This window comes from Nitrospira japonica (assembly GCF_900169565.1).
GTDB classification, from domain to species: domain Bacteria; phylum Nitrospirota; class Nitrospiria; order Nitrospirales; family Nitrospiraceae; genus Nitrospira_C; species Nitrospira_C japonica_A.
Genome location: NZ_LT828648.1, coordinates 2,344,398 through 2,364,122, shown reverse-complemented (window position 1 = coordinate 2,364,122; position 19,725 = coordinate 2,344,398). Strand labels below are relative to the sequence as shown.

Here is a 19,725-nt window from a genome sequence, read left to right as displayed (position 1 = left end):
CAGGCCCCCGGCGTGGGACCGCCGTCATGGCCGGACTGATCCTGTGCGTCGCCTTACTTTTTAGCGGCCTCCATGAAACCGCCACCTCCGCCGTCCAGGAATCGGCCGCCCAGGGCATCGGCTACGTCGAGAAGATCGTCGGAGAGCTGAAGGAGATCCGGATCGAACGGGACGGACAACCGTTGACGCCCGCCTTGCTGCTGCCATTGCAGACCGGCGATCGCGTGACCGCGCTCGCACCCGGCAGCGAACTCTACGCGCAGGTCGGCAATCGCCGCGTCGTCGTCACGGTTCGCAACTCCCCCTATCACATTCCCGCCGTTGACGCGCCGCCGGGATTTATTACGAGGCTTCGCTCCACCCTGGTGTCCATGGGAGCCAAATTGACGACGCAGTATGTCCGTTCATCCTCACCGGTGAGCACCAGCAGCCGGGGGCGGGAAGGACCGCTTTCATTGCCCTTGATCGAAGACGGCACCAGCCGGATCAGCTCGAACCGCACCATGCTGGCCCTGGCATGGGACGGAGGCACCCCCCCGTTTCAGGTTCAGATACTCGGGCCGGGAGGACAACCCTTGGCGGCAGCTGACCGTGACGAATGGCGGGTTCGACTGGTCCTGCCGGCCGGCGGCGTGCCGCCGGGAGCGATTCACATCACGGTACAGGACCGGACCGGAGACACCGTGCGGCGATCCATCGAGGTCGTCTCTCCCGAATCGGTTCCGGCCGCGTCCCCGGCATTGTCGCACCAAGACCTGCCGCCGGATCTGCAGCAGGTGATGGCCGCCGACGCGCTGATCCAGACCCATCGCAAGCGCTGGGCGTTCGAGGCCTATCAGAACATCGCCCCTCTCGCGGACTCCTACGAACCGGCGCGGCTGCTCCGGGACTGCCTGGAGATGGTGCCCTCCTGCTACCACCAGTGATCGATTCACCGCCTCTTTCCCAATCGCCCGACAGTGCGGTACCATAGCGCGCCGCCGGAGAATCCTCATGAGCCAGGTCACGTTTACCGACCCTGCCGCACAGGAATTTTACAGACAGGGTGAGAGCGAGCTCGAAGCCGCGCAATCGGCCGATGCCGTCCTGCGCAAAGCGGAAGCCTTCGGCAGGAAGGACGCGCGGGCCGAGGTCATGCAGTCCGCCTTTTACTTCCTGGCAGCTGCGCACTTTTTGGAAAACCGGGATCCGGCCAAGGCGGCCCAGGCCTATCATCAGGCTGGCGGGCAGCTACACCGGCTCGAACAGTTCTCTCAAGCGGGACGCGCCTATTCGAACGCGGGACGACTGAGTGAACGGGCGGCACAGGCAACAGGTGGCGGGCCGGCCTCGCACGATCTACAGCACTTCGCGGTGCGGTCCTATTCGCGCGCCAATCATTGCTTCGCGGAGGTCGGCGAGTTGGAGTGGTCGGAGGCGGAGTATTTGAACGAGCGCAACGCCCGCGTCGCCTGGGCGAAGATGCAAGGGAAGCATCCCTGGGCCCAACTGGCCTGGAAGGCCACGAGCAACTATGGAACGAGCTTTTCCCGCTGGGGCCTCTGGGTGGCCGGCACCCTCGGCCTGTTCGGCCTGCTCTATGAAGTCTTCTACCAGATCAGCTGGCTTCAGCCGATGGACAATATGATCACCGCCCCGTGGATTCCCTTCTGGTCCGGCTTCTACTATTCCGTCAACGTGACCGCGGCCTTGGGCCTCGTCGACTATCAACCGTCGAACGTGATCAGCCAGGGCGTGGTCATCGTGAACGTGTTGATCGGCTACATCCTCCTCGGTATCGGCATCGGCATCATCGGCCGCATGATCAAGTACCGATAAGCTTTTTCCCATCCATCACTCGGACACGGCTCCCGCCGCGCGGTGAAGTACAGGCCGTAGTCCGTTCAATACGGTTCCGGCGGCCAGCGCGTTGCCGGCGGCGTTCCAATGGATGTCGTTGTCGACGTAGAGACGGCGTGTTTCGACGGACGCGGCAAAGGATGCGCTCAGGTCGATCACCGCAAGGCCTCGTTCGGCGGCCCAGGCGGACAGCAGGCGCTGCGGCTTCATGAAGTCATACTCGTCCGCCACGCCGCCGCTCATGTCGACGTACAGCCGCTGCAATCGGGGATCGACCTGTTCCTCGGCGGGCAGGAGCACCAGCACCCAGGGAACCCTGCGCGCGTTGAGCACGCCGTCGATCTGCTCGAGCGCGGCTTTCGTATCGTTCCAGCGCGCGCGAAAGACGGAGCTGTCCGCCTTGAGGTACTGGTCCCGCATGCCCTGGATCATGCGGACGTACCGGGGACTCCATCCTGAAAAAGCCTGCGGGTCATCCGACGCGGCGGGAGCAGGATCGGACGCGAACATGCCCAGATCGGACTTGCCCTGCATCCGCTTGATCCGGGCATCGGCTAAAACCCTGGCATAGGCCAGATCATGCGAAAGATACCAATGGTCCCACGACAGATGATCGTGAAACCAGTTGCCGTTGACGTGCACCCGATGCCGAAGACCCGCGACGATCATTTGCACGCCCTGCGCCGGCATGAAGTCATTGCCCACGAAAAAGTTCACGAGCACGAGGTCCGGTCCGTATGACAGGCCGTGTTCCTTGAGCAAGGCAGAATAGTCTTCAGGCTGGTACCCCACGATGCCGAGGTTGATCACTTCCGCGCCCGGCCGTTCATCCGCCAGCGCCCGTTCTACCAACGTCAGGTAGACCTCGTCGTACCGCGCGCCCGCCCCCCACGTGAAAGAGTCGCCCAGCGCGACCATGCGCCAGGCAGAAGACGTGCGCTCGATCGTTCGCTCCCGGTCACGGAATCCCAACGCGTTCGTTTTCATGCCGGAGCGGTCCGTGACTTGGTGAGGAATCCCTCCTCCCGGTGTGTCGTGAGCGGAACTGAAGAGACCGCTCTGCGCCAACAAGGGATCGGCCATCCGCAGACTGACTTCTGCAACGAGCAAGAACATTACGACGTTGATCAGGGCGATCCGTAACCAGCCATACACGCGTGCTTCAAGCATTCGGGCGAGACTGCTCGGATGGACAAGCAACCACGCGGCCCACGCGGAAAGGACGCCGAGCGCGAGCACGAACTTGTCGATGTGGTGATTGAAATACGGAATCGGGTAATAGACGAGGAATCCCAACACAACCGGTATCAGCCACAACAACGCGGTGGGCAGAGACCAGTCCTGCATCAGTATCTGCAAGCGCGAGCGGCGAAACAGCACGTTCCAAGCATTGGTGGCCCACAGGCCGGAGGTCAACAGGCAGAGGCCTGCGATCCATCTTAATTTTTCAGGCTCCCAGGTACCGGACATGCCGGTCCGCGTCGACGACAGCAGGAAGGTGAGCAGGTCGATCCCCGTGACGAGGAGACCTCCGGCGACGGCCGAGAATAGAAGGCCGAAGATCCGGCTCCGCCGATCAGACATGCGATGGCCTTCGTGGTGGAATCGAATTGAACAGAATCATGCCGACGTCCGATTGAAGTCGGTGCAGTGTATCGGAGCCGGAGCAACCATGCCAGCTCAGTCGGGCCAATAGATAGTCGGCCAATGCCGAGGGCAAGGCCTTGACTGGATTCCTTCTACCGGAATGACAACCTCCGATTGCCAAACTGATTCACGACCGGCAGATATTCGGCTTGCGCCGGCTCCGCAAGTTTGCTACTGAAGCATAGACGTACTCCATCACCCTTCAGGAGGCATCATGACGCAGCGTCCTCTTCTCCTGCTTGCCCTTCCACTGTTCCTGATCGGCTGTCAGTCCACAGGACAATCGGATCGTGGGTCCGCAAAGTTGGCTGTCGCGTCGGATCATACCGCAGCGAAGACGGCCGGAGAGGTCCGTCGTCGCCCGGTTCCTGCCGGTGGAGTCACGCTGAGCATTCTCGAAGGAGGCACCGGCAAGCCGGTGATCTTCGTCCACGGTGTCGTGACGACCAGCAACATTTTCCCCACGTATCTGCAGGCCTATTCTCCCGCGTATCGAGGGATCGCGGTGGATCTCCGGGGATATGGCGATTCGGAGAAACCCTCCACCGGCTTTACGATCAAACAGTTTTCCGAAGACCTGATCGCTCTGGCCAATAAACTGTCGATCGAAAAGCCCGTCTGGGTTGGCGTGTCGATGGGCGGCATGATTCTCCAGCAACTGGCGCTGGACCATCCGGAACGGGTTGGAGCGCTCGTGCTGGTCTCCACGACCGACGGCGCAATGGTATTGGACAAGGACCTGCCGACGATCGGACGCCAGCGGGACTACCGGGACGTCTCGCACAACATAATCGTAGAGAGTTTTCCACCCGGCACTCCTCCGGCCCTTTATCAGCCGTTGCTGGATCGCATTCCAACCTGGAACGGCACCGTACTGCGAGAGGCGCTGACCAGCATGGCGCAGGCCAACGTCCACGGCCGGTTGCATGCGATCTCGGCGCCGACGCTCATCGTCGTCGGAGAGAAGGACGACGTGGCGACACCGGCCATCGCCCGCGGGATTCAGTCGCAGATCGCCGGATCGAAGCTGGTGGAATTCCAGACGGGACATTTTATGATGGCTGAAGACCCCGAACGGTTCCGGACGGTATTAGGCGACTTTCTCCGATCCCTGAAATAGGGAATCGTCCCGGTTTCGGTCACGCCGGCGACGTCGCCGGTTGTCGAATCGCCGCGACTTCCTCCGGCGACAGCATCCGCCACTGCCCGGCCTGCAGGCCGTCGAGCGTAATCGGGCCGATCGCGACCCGTATCAGCCTCAAAGTCGGATAGCCGGCGGCGGCGGTCATGCGCCTGACCTGCCGATTCATCCCTTCCCGAAGCGTCAGTTCCAACCATGAGGTCGGAACGTTCTTTCTGTAGCGGATCGGCACCGGCCGCTCCGGCAACGACGGCGCCTGCGGCAGGAGACGAACTTGGGCAGGCCTGGTCCGCTTGTCACCGAGCCATACCCCTCGCCGTAGCGACTCCAACGCCGCCTCGTCTGGAATGCGTTCGACCTGGGCCAGATACACTTTCGGCAGTTTCTCCGTCGGATCGGTAATGCGATGGGCGAGTCCGCCGTCGGCCGTGAGGAGCATGAGCCCCTCACTATCCTTGTCCAGGCGACCGGCGGCATAGACTCCGGGAACGTGAATGAAATCCGCCAGCGTGGGTCTTCCTTCCGGATCGGTGAAACAGGGCAGCACGTCGTACGGCTTGTGGAACGCCAGCGTGAGCAGCTTACCGGTCGGGAGACGTTGCTTAGGCATGTGCGCACGACGGGACGACGATTCGGGACAGAGCGGATCCGCCCTTGTACGGTTGGACCGGAATCTTTCGGCAGACTGACTGAGACGGCGGCTCGACGAGAACCGCGCTACCTCGCGTCGGCCACTAGAACCAACTCCGGATGATCGCGCACGATCGCCCGCATGGAGGTCAGCATCTCTTCGGGCGACGTCTTGGGTGACTCGACTTCCGTATAGCGAGCCTGCGCAAGAAGCCCGAATTCCTGACTCCGGTTCTCGGCCACTCCCAGCAATGTCGCGAGGGACGCAAGATGCTCCCCCTCTCCTCTGGCGATATCCCGTTTCACGCTTTCATAGTTGTAGGTGGCAAAAATGATCTGGCGATGTTCGGCTCGCAGCAATCCATCTTGGGACCAGGCACCGGGCGTGGTGCTGGACGTAAAGTCGGTGATATTGTCCAAGGTTCCCTTCACCGACTCGGTCACGGTACAAGCGCCGGCGAAGAGCCCGCAGGCGACGACGGCGATCCCCAAGAGTTCCGTTCTCCGCACAGCCATGTTCCACCTCCTTGATACAACCATCTCAGATCTCACTCGCAACGTGGGCAGTATAGTCGCTGCGGCATACCTTGACAATATACGGGCCGGCGCCGGCCCGGCCGGGTGTTGATCCTTTCCCATCAGATGTGCTTCCATGGCAGCCTAACCCGGTCGGAGGCCCATGCGCTGGGAAGGGCAACAGGATAGCCAGAACGTCGAAGACCGTCGCGGAATGGGACCGGCGCGTATCGGCGGCGTCGGTGGTCTCGGACTGGGCGGCATCGTCCTCGTATTGGCGGTCAGTTACTTTACCGGCACGAATCCCCTCGCCCTCTTGGAAATGCTCGGCGGGATTCAGAACATGTCGCCGGAATCCTCCCAGGAGACAGGGCCGACGGGACCTCCCTCCGACGAACTGGGAAAATTCGCGTCCGTCGTGCTGGCGGACACCGAACGGACCTGGGGGCAACTGTTGCCCGCGCTCGGACGCTCTTATGAAGATCCGCGCCTGGTGCTGTTCACCGGCGCCGTGCAGTCCGCCTGCGGTACCGCTTCGTCCGCCGTTGGTCCCTTCTACTGTCCCGGCGATCGCAAGGTCTATCTGGACTTGTCATTTTTCAACGAACTGTCCCAGCGGCTCGGCGCGCCGGGGGATTTCGCCCAAGCTTACGTGATCGCCCACGAAGTCGGCCATCACGTGCAAAACCTCCTGGGCACGGCCGAGCGGGTCACCAGGCTGCAGCGGCAGGCCTCGGAAACCGAGGGCAATGCCCTGTCCGTGCGGATGGAGCTTCAGGCCGATTGTTTTGCGGGTGTTTGGGGCCATCACGCCAATAGGGAACGCAACCTCATCGAGCCTGGGGACTTCGAAGAAGGTCTGCGCGCCGCCGGGGCGATCGGAGACGATCAACTGCAGAGAACGTCCCACGGCCACGTCCGTCCGGAGAGCTGGACCCACGGCTCGTCGGAACAGCGGATGACCTGGCTCCGGCGAGGGCTGGAATCGGGAGATCCACGGGCGTGCGACACGTTTGCCGGTAAGAACCTGTGAAGGAACCGCTGGACGACGACGCGGAAGGAGCCTCGCCTGCGCCGCGGGGATTCTTCGAAACGCTGGTCGCGGATGGACCGTGGACGGCCAAGTCGTTCGTCGCGGTGTCCGTCGCCACCGTCGCCGCACTGGTCGCCTGGGTCACGAGCTTTTCCTCGCCTGACGCCGCCCGCTTCGGAGGCAGCTACCTCGGCGGCTATTTCATCGGCTGGGCGTTCCGGCGATTCCTGAGGTTCGCGGCATTGGTCGCCGGCGGCATCCTCGCCGCCGTCACTCTCTTGAAAAACACCGGCTGGATCGATTTGGACTGGGGTTCCGTGGAAACCCAGGTCGGTCAGGCCGCGGCGTCCATCCACCAAGGGGCGCAGGGATTGAGACAAACCCTGTCCGGATATCTGCCGTCTGCCGGCGCCGGCGCCGCCGGAGTGTTTTTCGGATTCCGGAAAAAATAGCGATGTCACCTGGCACACGCGCAGACACGCGCGCGAATGCATAGGTTCAAGGAGGGAGATTCACGTGAGGTTGTGGCGTCTGCAAGCAGCGGTCTGTCTCGTGCTGGCCTGGATGACCCTATTGCCTGCTCCATCATCGGCCGGTTCATCGGACCAGGCAGCGATCCTTGAACAGGCCAAGCGAGCCACCGTCGGCGTGTTGGAAGATACGCAGGATCCCCGTACCCCGGAGAAACCCGGTCGAATCTCCGTCCGTGGCACCGGCTTCCATCTGCGCGACGGCTACATCGTCACGGCCCGTCATGCCGTCGAGAAGAACAGTCCATCGGGGCCGACCGTCGCCAAGATCATTCATGTGCTGACGAGCGACCTCCATGAACTCGTCGCCCAATTGGTCGGCGACAGCGCCTATCTGGACGTCGTCGTCTATCGACTGAACGAAAAGGACCGGCCGACAGTGACCACCTCGGCTTCCTTCGCCGCGAGTGAGGCCGGTTCCGGCACGGAGGTATTTACCATCGGCTATCCGCTGGGCTGGGGCCCGACGATGGCGTTCGGACGGATCGGCAATGCCAACACGTTCCTCCAGACAGTCGATACCCGCCTCCTGCAAGCCGACCTGTCCGTCTGCAGCGGCAACTCCGGCGGCGCACTCTTCAACGGCGCGGGCGAAGTCGTGGGAGTCATGCATGCCATCATTCAGACGGAGAAAGACGAGCTTCAGGGGCATTGCAGCCGGTTGGCCTTCGCCATTCCGACGACGCTGGCGGAACGCATGGTCAACGCCGCGCTGAGCGGGAAACCCCTGGCGTTCTCGAAGCTCGGCATTCACATGACGACCGTGAAGGACGGCACCAAATGGCGAATCGCCGTCAAGGACGTGGGCGAACCGGCCAAATCCGCCGGCATTCAGAAACATGATCTGCTGCTGGCGATCGAGGACACGGACATTCTGGACGCGGCCCAGTTGAAGAATTATCTGATCGAGCGGACGACGCCGGGCCAGCGTGTGGCGGTCAAAGTCCGCCGCATCGATGCCGACCTCACCTTCCACGTCGTACTCGGCGGCGGCTAAACAAGGGGACAGTCGACCTCGTCCTCAGGGCTGCGACCATGTGCTCTCGCCAGAACGTTCAAGCGGCCTGCTCGGCAAGGCCGCAGCGAGAGAAGCGGGCGAATCGTACTGAACATCCTACGTTGAGCCGCTGAACGACAGAGCGACGCTGACAGGTCGTTTCAGCGTCCTGGGAAAGCCTGGTACCAGCCGTTGGCCTGGGCGAGTGTCACGGGACAATCGAAGAGTTCCGATAAATTCGCGTTTGTCAGCACGTCGCGCTTTTCTCCATCCTGAAGAATCTTGCCCCGCTTCAGCAGCACGACCCGTTTGATCTCCGGCGGGATTTCATGGATATGGTGCGTGACGAGCAACACGGTTTTGCCATGCTGCATGTGCTGCCGGATGAGATCCAGATAGTGAAACGTGGCCGTCAAATCAAGGCCGCTGGTTGGCTCGTCCAGTACGAGCGCGGGCGGATCATGGACCAGCGCCCGGCCGAGTAGACAGCGGCGCTGCTCTCCCGTGGACATCTGGCCGAACGGCTTGTCCCTGAGTCCCTGCGCGCCCAGATCCGCGAGAATCTCGTCGGCCCGCGCAAGCTGGCCGTAGTTGAAGTCCTGCCGCTCATAAATACCGATGCTGGCATAAAAACCGGATAGGACGACTTTCATGCCCGTCACCTCGTCCAGGTACCGGTGTTGGAGATCGTGCGAGACCATGCCGAGCCGCTTGCGCACGTCCCATACGCTCCATTGAGCTTCTCCGAATACGCGGATCGACATACGGTCGTCCGCGACCGGATGTACTTCGCCGGCCAGGAGCTTGAGGATGGTGGATTTGCCGGCGCCGTTCGGCCCGAGGATGGCCGTGTGATGGTCCTCCTCCAGCGAGAAGGAGAGATCGTCGAAGACGCAGGTGTCGCCGCGATAGACGGTCGCGTTGCGGATGTCGAGGATGATCCCGTCGTCGGCGAAAGACATCGGGAATGTACCAACTACGCCTCGTGGGGTTCCGGATCGACTTTTGATGCTGAGGACGGACGGACCGGCTGGCGGGAACGGCCGATCGATCCCGCGATCTTCGGGGTGGCGGTGCGAACGTCGGCATTCTGCGCGCGCTGCAGCAACGCATGATCCATCAAGACCAATGCGAGCATCGCTTCGGCGACCGGCGTCGCGCGGAGGCCGACGCAGGGATCGTGGCGCCCGTTGGTCTCGACCGTCACCGCGTTGCCCTGCTTGTCGATGGAGCGGCGGGGCAGTCTGATGCTCGACGTGGGCTTGATCCCGATGCTGACCACGATGTCCTGGCCGGTCGAAATGCCCCCCAGAATTCCTCCGGCATGGTTGGAGGCGAAGCCTTCGGGCGTCAGCTCGTCGCCGTGCTCCGATCCACGCTGGGCGACCGAGGCGAACCCTGCCCCGATCTCGACGGCCTTGACCGCGTTGATGCTCATCATCGCCGCAGCGAGATCGGCGTCCAATTTCGCATAGACCGGCCCGCCCCAACCGACCGGGACATGTTCGGCCACGGTGGTGATTCGCGCGCCGACGGAATCGCCGGACTTGCGCAGCTCGTCCATGAAGGCTTCGAGCTGGTCCACGATGCCGGGATCCGCCGCGAAGAATGCGTTGGCTCCCACCTCCTCCCAATTCTTGAACGGAATAGGGAGCGGCCCGAGCTGACTCAGATATCCGCGGATGACGACACCGTACTTTTCGTTGAGCCATTTTCTCGCGATCGCGGCGGCGGCCACACGAACCGCCGTTTCCCTCGCCGACGCGCGTCCCCCGCCGCGATGATCGCGGATGCCGTACTTCTGCCAATAGGTATAGTCGGCATGGCCGGGACGGAAGGTGTCGATGAGGTTGCCGTAGTCCCTGCTGCGGGCATCCTGGTTTCGGATCAACAACGCGATCGGCGTGCCGGTCGTCTTTCCTTCGAAGACGCCGGAGAGAATTTCGACGGCATCGGTCTCCTGCCGTTGCGTCACGTGTCGGGACGTACCGGGTTTGCGCCGGTCGAGATCCTTTTGAATGTCTTCGGTGGTGAGCACCAGCCCGGGGGGGCACCCGTCCACGACGCAGCCGATCGCAGGCCCGTGGCTTTCGCCGAACGAAGTCACGGTAAAGAGACGACCGAACGTGTTGGCGGCCATCGGTTGAGGCGCTCCTTGCTGACAGGAGAGGAGTTATTCCACGAGATCAAGCTTGATCCGCAGTTCTTTCAGCTGCTCGGCGCTGACCGGCGACGGCGCGTCGGTCAACGGGCACTGAGCGCGCTGCGTTTTGGGAAACGCGATGACGTCGCGGATCGACTCGGCCGCGCCCAGCAGCATGATGAGCCGGTCCAGACCGAAGGCGATCCCGCCGTGCGGCGGCGCGCCGTAGTCGAGCGCTTCGAGCAGAAACCCGAACTTCGCCTGAGCCTGTTCCTTGCCGATGCCCAGCAGATCCAGAATCCGTAACTGCACTTCACTGCGGTGGTTGCGGATGCTGCCGCCGCCGATCTCGTTGCCGTTGAGCACCATGTCGTAGGCCTTGGCCCGGACTTTCAGCGGCTCGGTATCCAACAATGGCACGTCCTCGTCCATCGGCGCGGCGAACGGGTTGTGCATGAAGATGTACCGTTTTTCTTCCGGCGAATAGTCGAGCAGAGGGAATTCCGTCACCCACAGCGGCTTCCAGGCGGCCTTGTCGATCAATCCCAATTCTTCGCCCAACACGAGCCGGATGCGCCCGAGGACGTCATGGACGATCGCGGGTTTGTCGGCGCCGAACAGGATCAGGTCGCCCGGCTTGGCCTCAGGCAGCGCCGCTGCAAACGCGCGGGCGTCGAGAAACTTGGCGATCACGGATTCCAGCTGGCCTTCGGCGGTGATCTTCAGCCAGGCCAGGCCCTTCGCGCCGAAGCTCTTGGCCATCTCACCCAGCGCGTCGATGCGGCTCCTGGGCATGGTCGCGCCGCCCGCGACGATCAGCGCCTTGACGATCCCGCCCTTCGTCGCCGCCTCTTTGAACACTTTGAACTCGCTGGCCGCGCCGAACGCCGTCACGTCATGAAGCGGCATGTCGAACCGGAGATCGGGCTTGTCGGAGCCGTACCGCCCCACGGCCTCGGCATAGGTCATGCGCGGGAAAGGCGCGGGGAGCCGCACGCCGCCCGCCTCCTGGAACACCGAGACGATCATGCGCTCCATCAGGCTCATGACCTGTTCGCGATCGACAAATGACATCTCCACGTCGATCTGCGTGAACTCCGGCTGGCGGTCGTTGCGGAGATCCTCGTCCCGGAAACATCGGGCAATCTGGTAGTAGCGGTCCACGCCGCTTGCCATCAATACCTGCTTGAACAGCTGCGGCGATTGCGGCAGGGCGAAGAACTGTCCCGCGTTGACCCGGCTGGGCACCAGGTAGTCCCGAGCCCCTTCCGGCGTACTCTTGGTGAGAATGGGCGTCTCGACTTCGAGGAACGATTCGGCGTTCAGGAATGCCCTCACCGCCTGCGCGATACCGTGGCGGAGGCTCAACAGCCGCTGCATTTTCGGCCGGCGCAAATCCAGGTATCGGTACTTGAGCCGGATCGATTCCGTGACGTCGGCATCGTCTTCGATGAGGAACGGCGGGGTCTTCGCCTCGTTCAGGATCTCGACGGCGTCGACGAAGACTTCCACGTCGCCGGTCGGCAGGTTGGGATTCTTTGATTCCGCCGGTCTGGCCATCACCTGGCCGGTCACCGAAACCACGCATTCGCTGCGTAGCGTATGGGCGGATTTGTGGACCGCTTCGTTGCGCTCGGCGTTGAACACCACCTGCGTGATGCCGGTGCGGTCGCGCAAGTCGATGAACATGACGGTGCCATGATCCCGGCGCCGCTGGACCCAGCCGTTCAAGACGACCGACTGCCCCACGTGGGAACCGTTCAGTTCACCGCAACGATGCGTCCGGATTTTCATGTCACGCTCACCTTCCTCATCGGACGATGAAAGGCCTCTACAGGAGAACCTCTTTGATCGTCCTCAAGACATCGAAGCTCATGCCGCCCGGCCGCGACTCTTCTTCCCTCTGCTCGAACGCGCCCAGCCTTCACGTTTCGCCGGTCTCTGGCGCGGACGCGTCGGAGATTCCTGCCCGTCATCCGACGTCAGCCGCCTCTCGACCAACTCGCGAAGCGCGTTCGCTTCACGGTCGGTGAGGAATCGGAATTCGCCCGGCGCGAGATCGCCCAGCGCGAGCGGCCCCATTTTCACCCGCATGAGTTTGATCACCCGATGGCCGACCGTCTCCAGCATCCGCCTGACTTGATGTTTACGCCCCTCTCGAATCGTGACCTCCAGCCAGGAGTTCTGTTCGGCTTTCTTGATTTTTTTGACGATCGCCGGACTGGTCATGCCGTCTTCGAGCTTCACGCCGCGCTCCAACTGGACAATCTCGTCGTCCGTCGCCACCCCTTTGATCTTGATGAGATAGGTCTTCGGCACGTGATACCGGGGGTGCAGTAAAGCCTGCGACAGATCGCCGTTGTTGGTCAGGAGCATCAACCCTTCGCTGTCGAAATCCAGACGTCCGACCGGAAACACCCGCACCGAGACTCCGTGCAGGTAATCCTTCACCGTCGTCCGGCCGCCCGGATCGTCCAGCGTGGACATGACGTTCTTGGGTTTGTGCAGCAGCAGATAGACGAACGGTTGCGCCGCGCTGAGATGCTTGCCGTCCACCTTGACGTGGTCGCGGCCGGGATCGACTTTCGTGCCGAGTTCCGTGACGACCTTGCCGTTGACGGTCACCCGGCCGGCCGAGATCAATGCCTCAGATTTCCTACGGGAGGCGAGACCGGTTCCCGCGATGAGTTTTTGTAGACGGACTTCCATTTTACTTCTTCTTTGTGAAGCGTATCTCGCATCTCGTCGTTCGCAGGATCGACGACGATTGTGCTTCACGCTTCACGAGCGACGCTTCACGATTCACGTTACTCCCATTCTATGGTGCTGGGAGGTTTCGAGCTGATGTCGTAGACGACCCGGTTCACGCCCTTCACTTCGTTGATGATGCGGTTCGACATGCGGCCCAGCACCTCGTTCGGAATCTTCGCCCAATCGGCTGTCATCCCGTCGAGACTGGTGACGGCGCGGATCGCCACGACATGTTCGTAAGTCCGCTGGTCGCCCATGACGCCGACCGTCCGGATGGGCAGCAACACCGCGAAGGCCTGCCAGATTTCGCGGTAGAGTCCGGCGCTCCTGATTTCCTGATCGACGATGGTTTCCGCCCCTCGCAGAATCATCAACCGCTCTTTCGTCACCGATCCCAGAATCCGGATCGCGAGACCGGGACCGGGGAACGGCTGCCGCCAGATAATCTCGTCCGGCAGACCCAGTTCTTTTCCCAGCACCCGCACTTCGTCCTTGAAGAGTTCGCGCAGCGGTTCGATCAACTTCAGGCGCATGCGCGCGGGCAGGCCGCCGACGTTGTGATGAGTCTTGATGGTCGCGGACGGTCCCTTGAAGCTGACGCTCTCGATTACGTCCGGGTACAGCGTCCCCTGTACCAGATATTTGATGTTCTTCAGCTTCTTGGATTCCGCCTCGAAACTCTTGATGAACAACCGGCCGATGATCTTCCGCTTTCGCTCCGGATCGGTCACGTTCTTCAACGCGGCCAGAAATGGCTTGGTCCGGTCGAGAATCCGAAGATCCAGGTGCAGCTGCGAGGCGAACGTCTTCTGGACTTGGTCCCGCTCGCCCGTTCTCAGCAGGCCGTTGTCGACGAAGATACAGGTCAACTGGTCGCCGATTGCCCGATGCGTCAACGCGGCCGCCACCGACGAATCGACGCCTCCGCTCAACGCGCAGATGACGCGGGACGTGCCGACCTGCCGCCGGATGTCCTCGACCGCACTGTCCGCATAAGACCGCATCGTCCAGGTCGGTTTGCAGCCGCAGATGTCGTAGACGAAGTTGCGAAGGAGCGTTGCCCCTTCGGGCGTGTGCGCGACCTCGGGATGAAACTGCAGGCAATAGATCCGGCGCGTGGCATCTTCGCGCTTCATCGCCGCGATGGGAGAATTGTCCGTATGGGCGATGGACCGGAAGCCGGGCGGCATCCGCTCGATGCGATCGCCGTGGGACATCCACACCGTCGTCGCCCCGTCCCCGCCGATGCCGCGGAACAGCCCGCCCGGGTCGTCGATCATCAAATCGGCGCGGCCGAACTCCCGGTGCTTGGACCGGGCGACTTCGCCGCCGGACAGGTGCGTGACCAGCTGCATGCCGTAACAAATGCCGAGGATGGGAATGCCCTGGTCGAACAATTCCTTCTGGACGGTCGGCGCCTTCTTCTCGTAAACGCTCGACGGACCTCCGGACAACACGATCCCTTGAGGGCGATAGGCCAGAATCGTCGCCAGCGGCACCGTGCAGGGAAGGATTTGAGAGTAGACCTCGGCCTCGCGAATACGGCGCGCGATCAATTGGGTGTATTGCGACCCGAAGTCGAGAACGAGGATCCTATTGTGCCAGAGTTCCATGATTGAGAAGAGCGTATGGCTTATAGCTATTGGCGGATAGTCGCAGAAAGAAAAACATTGGGCAGGCGAGGGAAATCGATATCCGGCGATTAAGCTATCTGCTATGCGCTATACGCCATTCGCTCCCGTGCTTATTCCCAATCCATCCGGTAGTTTGGCGCTTCCTTCGTGATGATCACGTCGTGGACATGGCTCTCGCGCAGGCCTGCCACCGTCTGCCTGATGAAGGTCGCCTTCTGCTGCAAATCGGGAATCGTCCGGCATCCGCAGTAGCCCATGCCGGATTTCACGCCTCCGACCAGCTGGTACATCACGGCTGAAATGGGTCCCTTGTAGGGCACGCGCCCTTCGATGCCTTCCGGCACCAGCTTCGGCGCCGGGCGCCCGCCCTGGCCGTAGCGGTCTCCGCCTCCGCGCTCCATCGCGCCGATCGATCCCATGCCGCGATAGACCTTGTAGGTTCTCGCCTGATACAGCACCGTCTCGCCGGGCGACTCCTCGGTGCCCGCCAGCAGACCGCCGAGCATGACGCTCGAAGCCCCCGCCGACAGGGCCTTGGTGATGTCGCCGGAAAACTTGATGCCGCCGTCCGCGACGATCGGCACGCCGCTGCCCGCCAGAGCCTTGGCGCAATCGGCGATCGCGGTCAATTGAGGCATGCCCGAACCGGAGACGATGCGGGTCGTGCAGATGGAACCGGGTCCCACCCCGACCTTCACGGCATCGACGCCGGCCTTGAGCAAATCCTTCGCGGCCTCGGCGGTTGCGATATTGCCGGCCACGACCTCCAAGGCCGCATACTGCTTCTTGATCAGTTTCACCATGTCCAACACGGCCTGGGAATGACCGTGCGCCGTATCGACGACCACCAGATCGACGCCGGCCCGCTTCAACAGGGCGACGCGATCCTCCGTGTCCGGACCGACCCCGACGGCCGCCCCGACTCGAAGCCGTCCATGCGTATCCTTGCACGCGTTGGGATACTTGATGCGCTTTTCGATGTCCTTGATCGTGATCAGGCCCTTCAGCTCTCCCTGCTTGTTCACGACCGGGAGCTTTTCGATGCGATGCTCGTGGAGGATTTCGCGCGCCTTCTCCAGACTCGTCCCCTCCGGAGCGGTCACGAGCTTGTCCCGCTTCATGACCTGGGCCACCTTGAGATCCATCCGGGTTTCGAACCGCAGATCGCGGTTGGTCAGGATGCCGACGAGCTTCTTGTTCTTGGTGACGGGAATGCCGGAAATGCGGTACTTGGCCATGAGTTGGTGGGCGTCGCGGATCGTTTCGTCCGGCGAGATCGTGACGGGATCGAGGATCATGCCGCTTTCGGACTTTTTCACCCGGTCGACCTCGGCCGCCTGATCGGCGGGAGAGAGCACGCGATGAATGATCCCGAGCCCTCCTTCCCTCGCCATGGCGATTGCCATGCGGGACTCCGTGACGGTATCCATCGCCGAACTGATGATGGGTACGTTGATCTGGATGTTGCGGCTCAGTTGCGTCCGAACGTCCACCTCGCTCGGCAGTACCGCCGACTTGGCGGGCACGAGAATCACGTCATCGTAGGTCAGGCCCAGACGCGGTTCCTTATCCAGCATAAATCCCCTCGACTGCCCCTTGGTTCCCGGCCGCTATGGTTGCACCCCGACGAGACCTAGGCGCTCGTGGCGCCCTGCGCCTTCGCAATTTCAGCCGCCGCCTCGGATTCCTCCTGCAGCCGCTCGCTGCCTTCGTCGGACGGCATGAACTGCTGCACCCGCGTGTTTCCGCTGTCCACGACGAACACACTGCCTTTCGCGTCGACCGCAAGTCCGTACGGAAAATTGAACTGCCCGTCCCCGTTGCCGTACCCGCCCCACTGGGTGATGAAATTGCCTTCCTTATCGAATTTTTCCACCCGATGGTTGCCCGTATCGGTGACGTACACGTCGCCCGCTCCGTCGACGGCCACGCCCCAGGGCGACCGCAATTGTCCCGCCTCCTGGGCCAACTGGCTGCTGGCGTGCCCGGGCTCCGAGCTGCCTCCCCACTTGGTCAGCAATTGAGGGAGGACGTTGGTGCTGGTGTCGAACTTCTGCACCCGATGGTTGCCCATGTCGACGACGTAGACCGATCCGTCCGATTGATCGACCGCCACGCCCCTCGGGAAATAGAACTGGCCGTCGCCGTTGCCGAAGCTGCCCCACGACATGACGAACTCGCCGGCCATATCGAACTTCTGCACGCGGAAGTTGGCGCTGTCGACGACGTACACGTAGCCGCGCACCCGGTCGACCGCAATGCCCCACGGCGAATTGAACTGTCCCTCGCCGTTCCCCCTGGAACCGAATTTCATAATGTAGCCGCCCAGCTTGCCGTCGAATTTCTGAACCCGGTGGTTGTTGGTGTCCACCGCCCAGACATCGCCCTTGCCGTCGCAGGCGATGCCGGTGGGATTGTGAAAATTCGAGTTGGCCGAGCCGAAATTTCCCCAGAGGATGATGAAGTTGCCGGTGTTGTCGAATTTTTGGATCCGGTTGTTTCCGTTGTCGACGACGAACAGCGATCCTTGCTGGTCCACCGCCATGCCGTACATCGGCGCCATGAACTCGCCGCCGTGCAGCAAGGACGCGCCCCGGCCGGGCCGGCCCCACTTGGCCACGCAGAGGTAGCCCGACGTATTGACTAAAATGGTGGCCGAGGCCGGCGTGGAGACGTTGCCACCGATATCCTTGAACCAGACGTAGATCGTTTTGGGTCCGTCGCCCAGCGAGAGAATGAAGGGAATCGTCGCTCCGAACTTCAGCGCCGGCGTGACGTCGACCCAGCCGGGCGTGCCCCCCATGGGAGTCAGGGGCGCTTCGGAGATGAAATAGGCGCCGACGCCCGTATCGACGTCGTTGGCCGAAATCGTCACCACCACTTCCGGCGAATTCGTCATGAAAGCGCCGTGGTTGATGACGGCGTAGGGGTTCTGCGGAGCCGTAACGTCGATGAGGACCGGCATCGCAGTGACTTCAGCCGACAGCTCGCTCTCCGTTCCGTTTTCGAACACAGCCGCGACGGCGTAAAAGTATGGCGTATCGTTGGTCAGGCCCGTGTGCGTGAACGGATTGGTCACGCCCTCGATCTTCGTGCCGGTCTGTTTGGCCACCCCTTGCGTGGTGTTGAAGTAGAGGTTGTAGGACACGGCCCGCGGTACTTCCATCCAGCTCACGAAGATTTCCGTATCACCGGCCTTGACCACGACGCTGTGCGGTGCTGGAGCCTCGACCGACTCCTGTGCGGCGGGAGTCTCGTTGCCCCGACTCAGTTCCTCGTCGGTCGGGACGTACTTGAGCACCCGGTTGTTTCCGCTGTCGACGACGTAGACGCACCCTTCCTTGTCGACCGCGATCCCATAGGGGAAATTGAACTGCCCCTCCGTCTTTCCGCGATTACCCCATGCGCAGAGGAACGTTCCGTTGCCGTCGAACTTTTGGATCCGGTGATTGCCGGTATCGACGACGTAGACGTTGCCGACCGCGTCGCAGGCCACGCCCCATGGCGCCTTGAACTGGCCGGGCCCAGAGCCCTCGCGGCCCCACTTGGACAGGAAACTGCCCCGCGCGTCGAACTTCTGGATGCGGTTGTTGCTCTCGTCCGCGACGAAGATGTTGCCGACGAAATCGACCGCGACCCCGCGGGGAAAGAAAAATGCTCCGTCGAAGCTGCCGTCCCGTCCCCATTTCAGCAGGGGCGTTCCGTCGGCCTTGAACTTCTGGATTCTGGAATTGCTCGTGTCCGACACGTAGAGGTTGCCCTCCTGGTCGGTCGCCACGCCCCAGGGCACGTCGAAGACGCCCATCTCGGCGCCGCGCCAGGCAAAGCCGAACTTGCCCCAGGCCTGCATGGCGTTGCCCTCGAGATCGAACTTCTGCACCCGGTTATTGCCGCTGTCGGAAACATATAAGGTGTCGTTCGCGCCGACCGCGAGCCCGCGCGGGTAGTAGAAGCTGCCCTCCTGCGACGAGGGCTCTCCGCCCCAGCGCGCGATGAACTTTCCGGTCTTGTCGAATTTCTGGATCGAATGGTTGTCGGTATCCGCGACGTAGATGTTGCCTTCTTTGTCCAGCGCGATTCCGGTCGGCGAGCTGAATTCTCCGTCGTCCACCCCCTCCGCGCCGATGTTCATGGCGAGCAGGTAGGGCGCGGGAATCGCCATGACTTCCTGCGATTCGAGACTTTCGCCCTTGGGCGTCACCACCGTCACGACGTAGTGATAGCAGGTCCCGTTGGCCAGATCGTCGTGCACGAACGGCGATTGCGCGCCTTCAAGACAAGTCCCCTTGTCCTTCTTCACGCCGATGACGGCCTTGAAATCGTCCGCGCTGGCAATCGGCCTGGTGAGCTCCGAAAACTTGATCTGGACGCCCTTGGTGGTTTGGAAATACAGGTTGTAGTACATGGCGTCCGGAACGGGATCCCAGGTCACGGTGAGCCGTCCGTTGCCCGCTTTGACGGCAACATTGGCCGGTGCCGGCGGCAACTCCTCTTCTTCGGCGATCGAATCGCCGGCGCCCCACTCGCCCGGATTTCCCTCCGCCGACAGCGGCGCGCGATCAAACCGGAACATCTCGTCTAAGAGCCATGCTTTAATCATAAATATTGCCTCGTGTGACAGCAGCGCATGAAGCGAAGAACCAGCCTCTTTCAATAACTTAGAAGAAGACTGAGGAGTCTAGCAAAGCGGCGGAAAGAGAGTCAAGACGAGATACGACCGTGCGACACGGTCACCCTCCTGCCCGCGGAGCGCACGGCTTCAGAAGGCCCTCGCTCGACGCCGCGCAATCGAGGGTTAACCGTGTTCACGGTCCGAAAGACAGAGAAAGCTAAAATAAGGAAGGCACGGTGCTCACGCGACGGG

At 62.1% G+C, this 19,725-nt stretch carries 16 protein-coding genes; 6 read left to right on the top strand and 10 right to left on the bottom strand.

Features of this window, described 5'->3' with window-relative positions; genetic code table 11:
• Window positions 1-26 precede the first annotated feature (26 nt).
• Both NSJP_RS11415 and NSJP_RS11410 read left to right on the top strand, forming a co-directional pair.
• Window positions 27-926 (top strand): hypothetical protein, encoded by a 900-nt coding sequence (locus NSJP_RS11415; RefSeq protein ID WP_080887021.1) that lies wholly within the window; start codon window positions 27-29, stop codon window positions 924-926.
• A gap of 67 nt (window positions 927-993) precedes the next feature.
• Window positions 994-1,818, top strand: coding sequence for a hypothetical protein (locus NSJP_RS11410; protein ID WP_080887020.1), 825 nt, complete (start codon window positions 994-996; stop codon window positions 1,816-1,818).
• Between the two features lie 15 nt (window positions 1,819-1,833).
• Here the strand turns inward: NSJP_RS11410 and NSJP_RS11405 are convergent, their stop codons facing one another.
• A complete protein-coding gene (locus tag NSJP_RS11405) occupies window positions 1,834-3,423 on the bottom strand; it encodes an SGNH/GDSL hydrolase family protein (RefSeq protein ID WP_080887019.1) in 1,590 nt (529 codons plus the stop codon).
• Between the two features lie 277 nt (window positions 3,424-3,700).
• Between NSJP_RS11405 and NSJP_RS11400 the strand changes: the two genes are divergently transcribed.
• Complete coding sequence (locus tag NSJP_RS11400; RefSeq protein ID WP_080887018.1) at window positions 3,701-4,606, top strand: alpha/beta fold hydrolase; 906 nt, start codon at window positions 3,701-3,703, stop codon at window positions 4,604-4,606.
• A gap of 19 nt (window positions 4,607-4,625) precedes the next feature.
• On the opposite strand, the gene NSJP_RS11395 is transcribed toward NSJP_RS11400, so the two are convergent.
• Together NSJP_RS11395 and NSJP_RS11390 are read right to left on the bottom strand one after the other, a co-directional pair.
• Window positions 4,626-5,237: a pseudouridine synthase gene (locus NSJP_RS11395; protein WP_080887017.1), complete on the bottom strand. Its 612-nt coding sequence runs from the start codon at window positions 5,235-5,237 to the stop codon at window positions 4,626-4,628.
• Between the two features lie 107 nt (window positions 5,238-5,344).
• Window positions 5,345-5,773 carry a DUF3015 family protein gene (locus tag NSJP_RS11390; protein ID WP_172834291.1) on the bottom strand — a complete coding sequence of 143 codons (429 nt, stop codon included), beginning with the start codon at window positions 5,771-5,773 and terminating at the stop codon, window positions 5,345-5,347.
• Window positions 5,774-5,936: 163 nt separating this feature from the next.
• On the opposite strand from NSJP_RS11390, the gene ypfJ reads away from it, so the two are divergent.
• The 3 genes from ypfJ (at window position 5,937) to NSJP_RS11375 (ending at window position 8,333) form a co-directional block, all read left to right on the top strand.
• Entirely contained in the window at window positions 5,937-6,806 is an 870-nt protein-coding gene (gene ypfJ, locus NSJP_RS11385; protein ID WP_080887015.1) for a KPN_02809 family neutral zinc metallopeptidase, read from the top strand.
• Complete coding sequence (locus NSJP_RS11380; RefSeq protein ID WP_080887014.1) at window positions 6,803-7,258, top strand: FUN14 domain-containing protein; 456 nt, start codon at window positions 6,803-6,805, stop codon at window positions 7,256-7,258. The genes ypfJ and NSJP_RS11380 overlap by 4 nt, the downstream gene beginning before the upstream one ends.
• A gap of 64 nt (window positions 7,259-7,322) precedes the next feature.
• Window positions 7,323-8,333, top strand: a complete 1,011-nt coding sequence (locus tag NSJP_RS11375) for a S1C family serine protease (RefSeq protein ID WP_080887013.1) — start codon at window positions 7,323-7,325, stop codon at window positions 8,331-8,333.
• Window positions 8,334-8,494: 161 nt separating this feature from the next.
• Here the strand turns inward: NSJP_RS11375 and NSJP_RS11370 are convergent, their stop codons facing one another.
• The 7 genes from NSJP_RS11370 to NSJP_RS11340 all read right to left on the bottom strand — a co-directional run bounded on the left by NSJP_RS11370 (window position 8,495) and on the right by NSJP_RS11340 (window position 19,461).
• Entirely contained in the window at window positions 8,495-9,295 is an 801-nt protein-coding gene (locus NSJP_RS11370) for an ABC transporter ATP-binding protein (protein WP_080887012.1), read from the bottom strand.
• Between the two features lie 14 nt (window positions 9,296-9,309).
• Window positions 9,310-10,473: a chorismate synthase gene (aroC, locus tag NSJP_RS11365; RefSeq protein ID WP_080887011.1), complete on the bottom strand. Its 1,164-nt coding sequence runs from the start codon at window positions 10,471-10,473 to the stop codon at window positions 9,310-9,312.
• A gap of 33 nt (window positions 10,474-10,506) precedes the next feature.
• The gene (gene aspS / locus NSJP_RS11360) at window positions 10,507-12,270 is read right to left on the bottom strand and encodes an aspartate--tRNA ligase (RefSeq protein ID WP_080887010.1); all 1,764 of its coding nucleotides are present in this window, start codon (window positions 12,268-12,270) and stop codon (window positions 10,507-10,509) included.
• A 78-nt stretch (window positions 12,271-12,348) separates the two neighbouring features.
• Complete coding sequence (locus NSJP_RS11355; protein ID WP_080887009.1) at window positions 12,349-13,185, bottom strand: pseudouridine synthase; 837 nt, start codon at window positions 13,183-13,185, stop codon at window positions 12,349-12,351.
• A gap of 98 nt (window positions 13,186-13,283) precedes the next feature.
• On the bottom strand, window positions 13,284-14,840 hold the full coding sequence (gene guaA / locus NSJP_RS11350) for a glutamine-hydrolyzing GMP synthase (protein WP_080887008.1): 1,557 nt from the start codon (window positions 14,838-14,840) through the stop codon (window positions 13,284-13,286).
• Between the two features lie 131 nt (window positions 14,841-14,971).
• Window positions 14,972-16,438 carry an IMP dehydrogenase gene (guaB, locus tag NSJP_RS11345; RefSeq protein ID WP_080887007.1) on the bottom strand — a complete coding sequence of 489 codons (1,467 nt, stop codon included), beginning with the start codon at window positions 16,436-16,438 and terminating at the stop codon, window positions 14,972-14,974.
• Window positions 16,439-16,494: 56 nt separating this feature from the next.
• A complete protein-coding gene (locus NSJP_RS11340) occupies window positions 16,495-19,461 on the bottom strand; it encodes a 6-bladed beta-propeller (protein WP_080887006.1) in 2,967 nt (988 codons plus the stop codon).
• Between the last annotated feature and the right edge of the window lie 264 nt (window positions 19,462-19,725).

Bases quoted from the DNA above. Each gene is read 5' to 3' on its own strand.
- NSJP_RS11415 (WP_080887021.1), top strand. From the start codon at position 27: ATGGCCGGACTGATCCTGTGCGTCGCCTTACTTTTTAGCGGCCTCCAT.
- NSJP_RS11410 (WP_080887020.1), top strand. From the start codon at position 994: ATGAGCCAGGTCACGTTTACCGACCCTGCCGCACAGGAATTTTACAGA.
- NSJP_RS11405 (WP_080887019.1), bottom strand. From the start codon at position 3,423: ATGTCTGATCGGCGGAGCCGGATCTTCGGCCTTCTATTCTCGGCCGTC.
- NSJP_RS11400 (WP_080887018.1), top strand. From the start codon at position 3,701: ATGACGCAGCGTCCTCTTCTCCTGCTTGCCCTTCCACTGTTCCTGATC.
- NSJP_RS11395 (WP_080887017.1), bottom strand. From the start codon at position 5,237: ATGCCTAAGCAACGTCTCCCGACCGGTAAGCTGCTCACGCTGGCGTTC.
- NSJP_RS11390 (WP_172834291.1), bottom strand. From the start codon at position 5,773: ATGGCTGTGCGGAGAACGGAACTCTTGGGGATCGCCGTCGTCGCCTGC.
- ypfJ (WP_080887015.1), top strand. From the start codon at position 5,937: ATGCGCTGGGAAGGGCAACAGGATAGCCAGAACGTCGAAGACCGTCGC.
- NSJP_RS11370 (WP_080887012.1), bottom strand. From the start codon at position 9,295: ATGTCTTTCGCCGACGACGGGATCATCCTCGACATCCGCAACGCGACC.
- aroC (WP_080887011.1), bottom strand. From the start codon at position 10,473: ATGGCCGCCAACACGTTCGGTCGTCTCTTTACCGTGACTTCGTTCGGC.
- aspS (WP_080887010.1), bottom strand. From the start codon at position 12,270: ATGAAAATCCGGACGCATCGTTGCGGTGAACTGAACGGTTCCCACGTG.
- NSJP_RS11355 (WP_080887009.1), bottom strand. From the start codon at position 13,185: ATGGAAGTCCGTCTACAAAAACTCATCGCGGGAACCGGTCTCGCCTCC.
- guaA (WP_080887008.1), bottom strand. From the start codon at position 14,840: ATGGAACTCTGGCACAATAGGATCCTCGTTCTCGACTTCGGGTCGCAA.
- guaB (WP_080887007.1), bottom strand. From the start codon at position 16,438: ATGCTGGATAAGGAACCGCGTCTGGGCCTGACCTACGATGACGTGATT.
- NSJP_RS11340 (WP_080887006.1), bottom strand. From the start codon at position 19,461: ATGATTAAAGCATGGCTCTTAGACGAGATGTTCCGGTTTGATCGCGCG.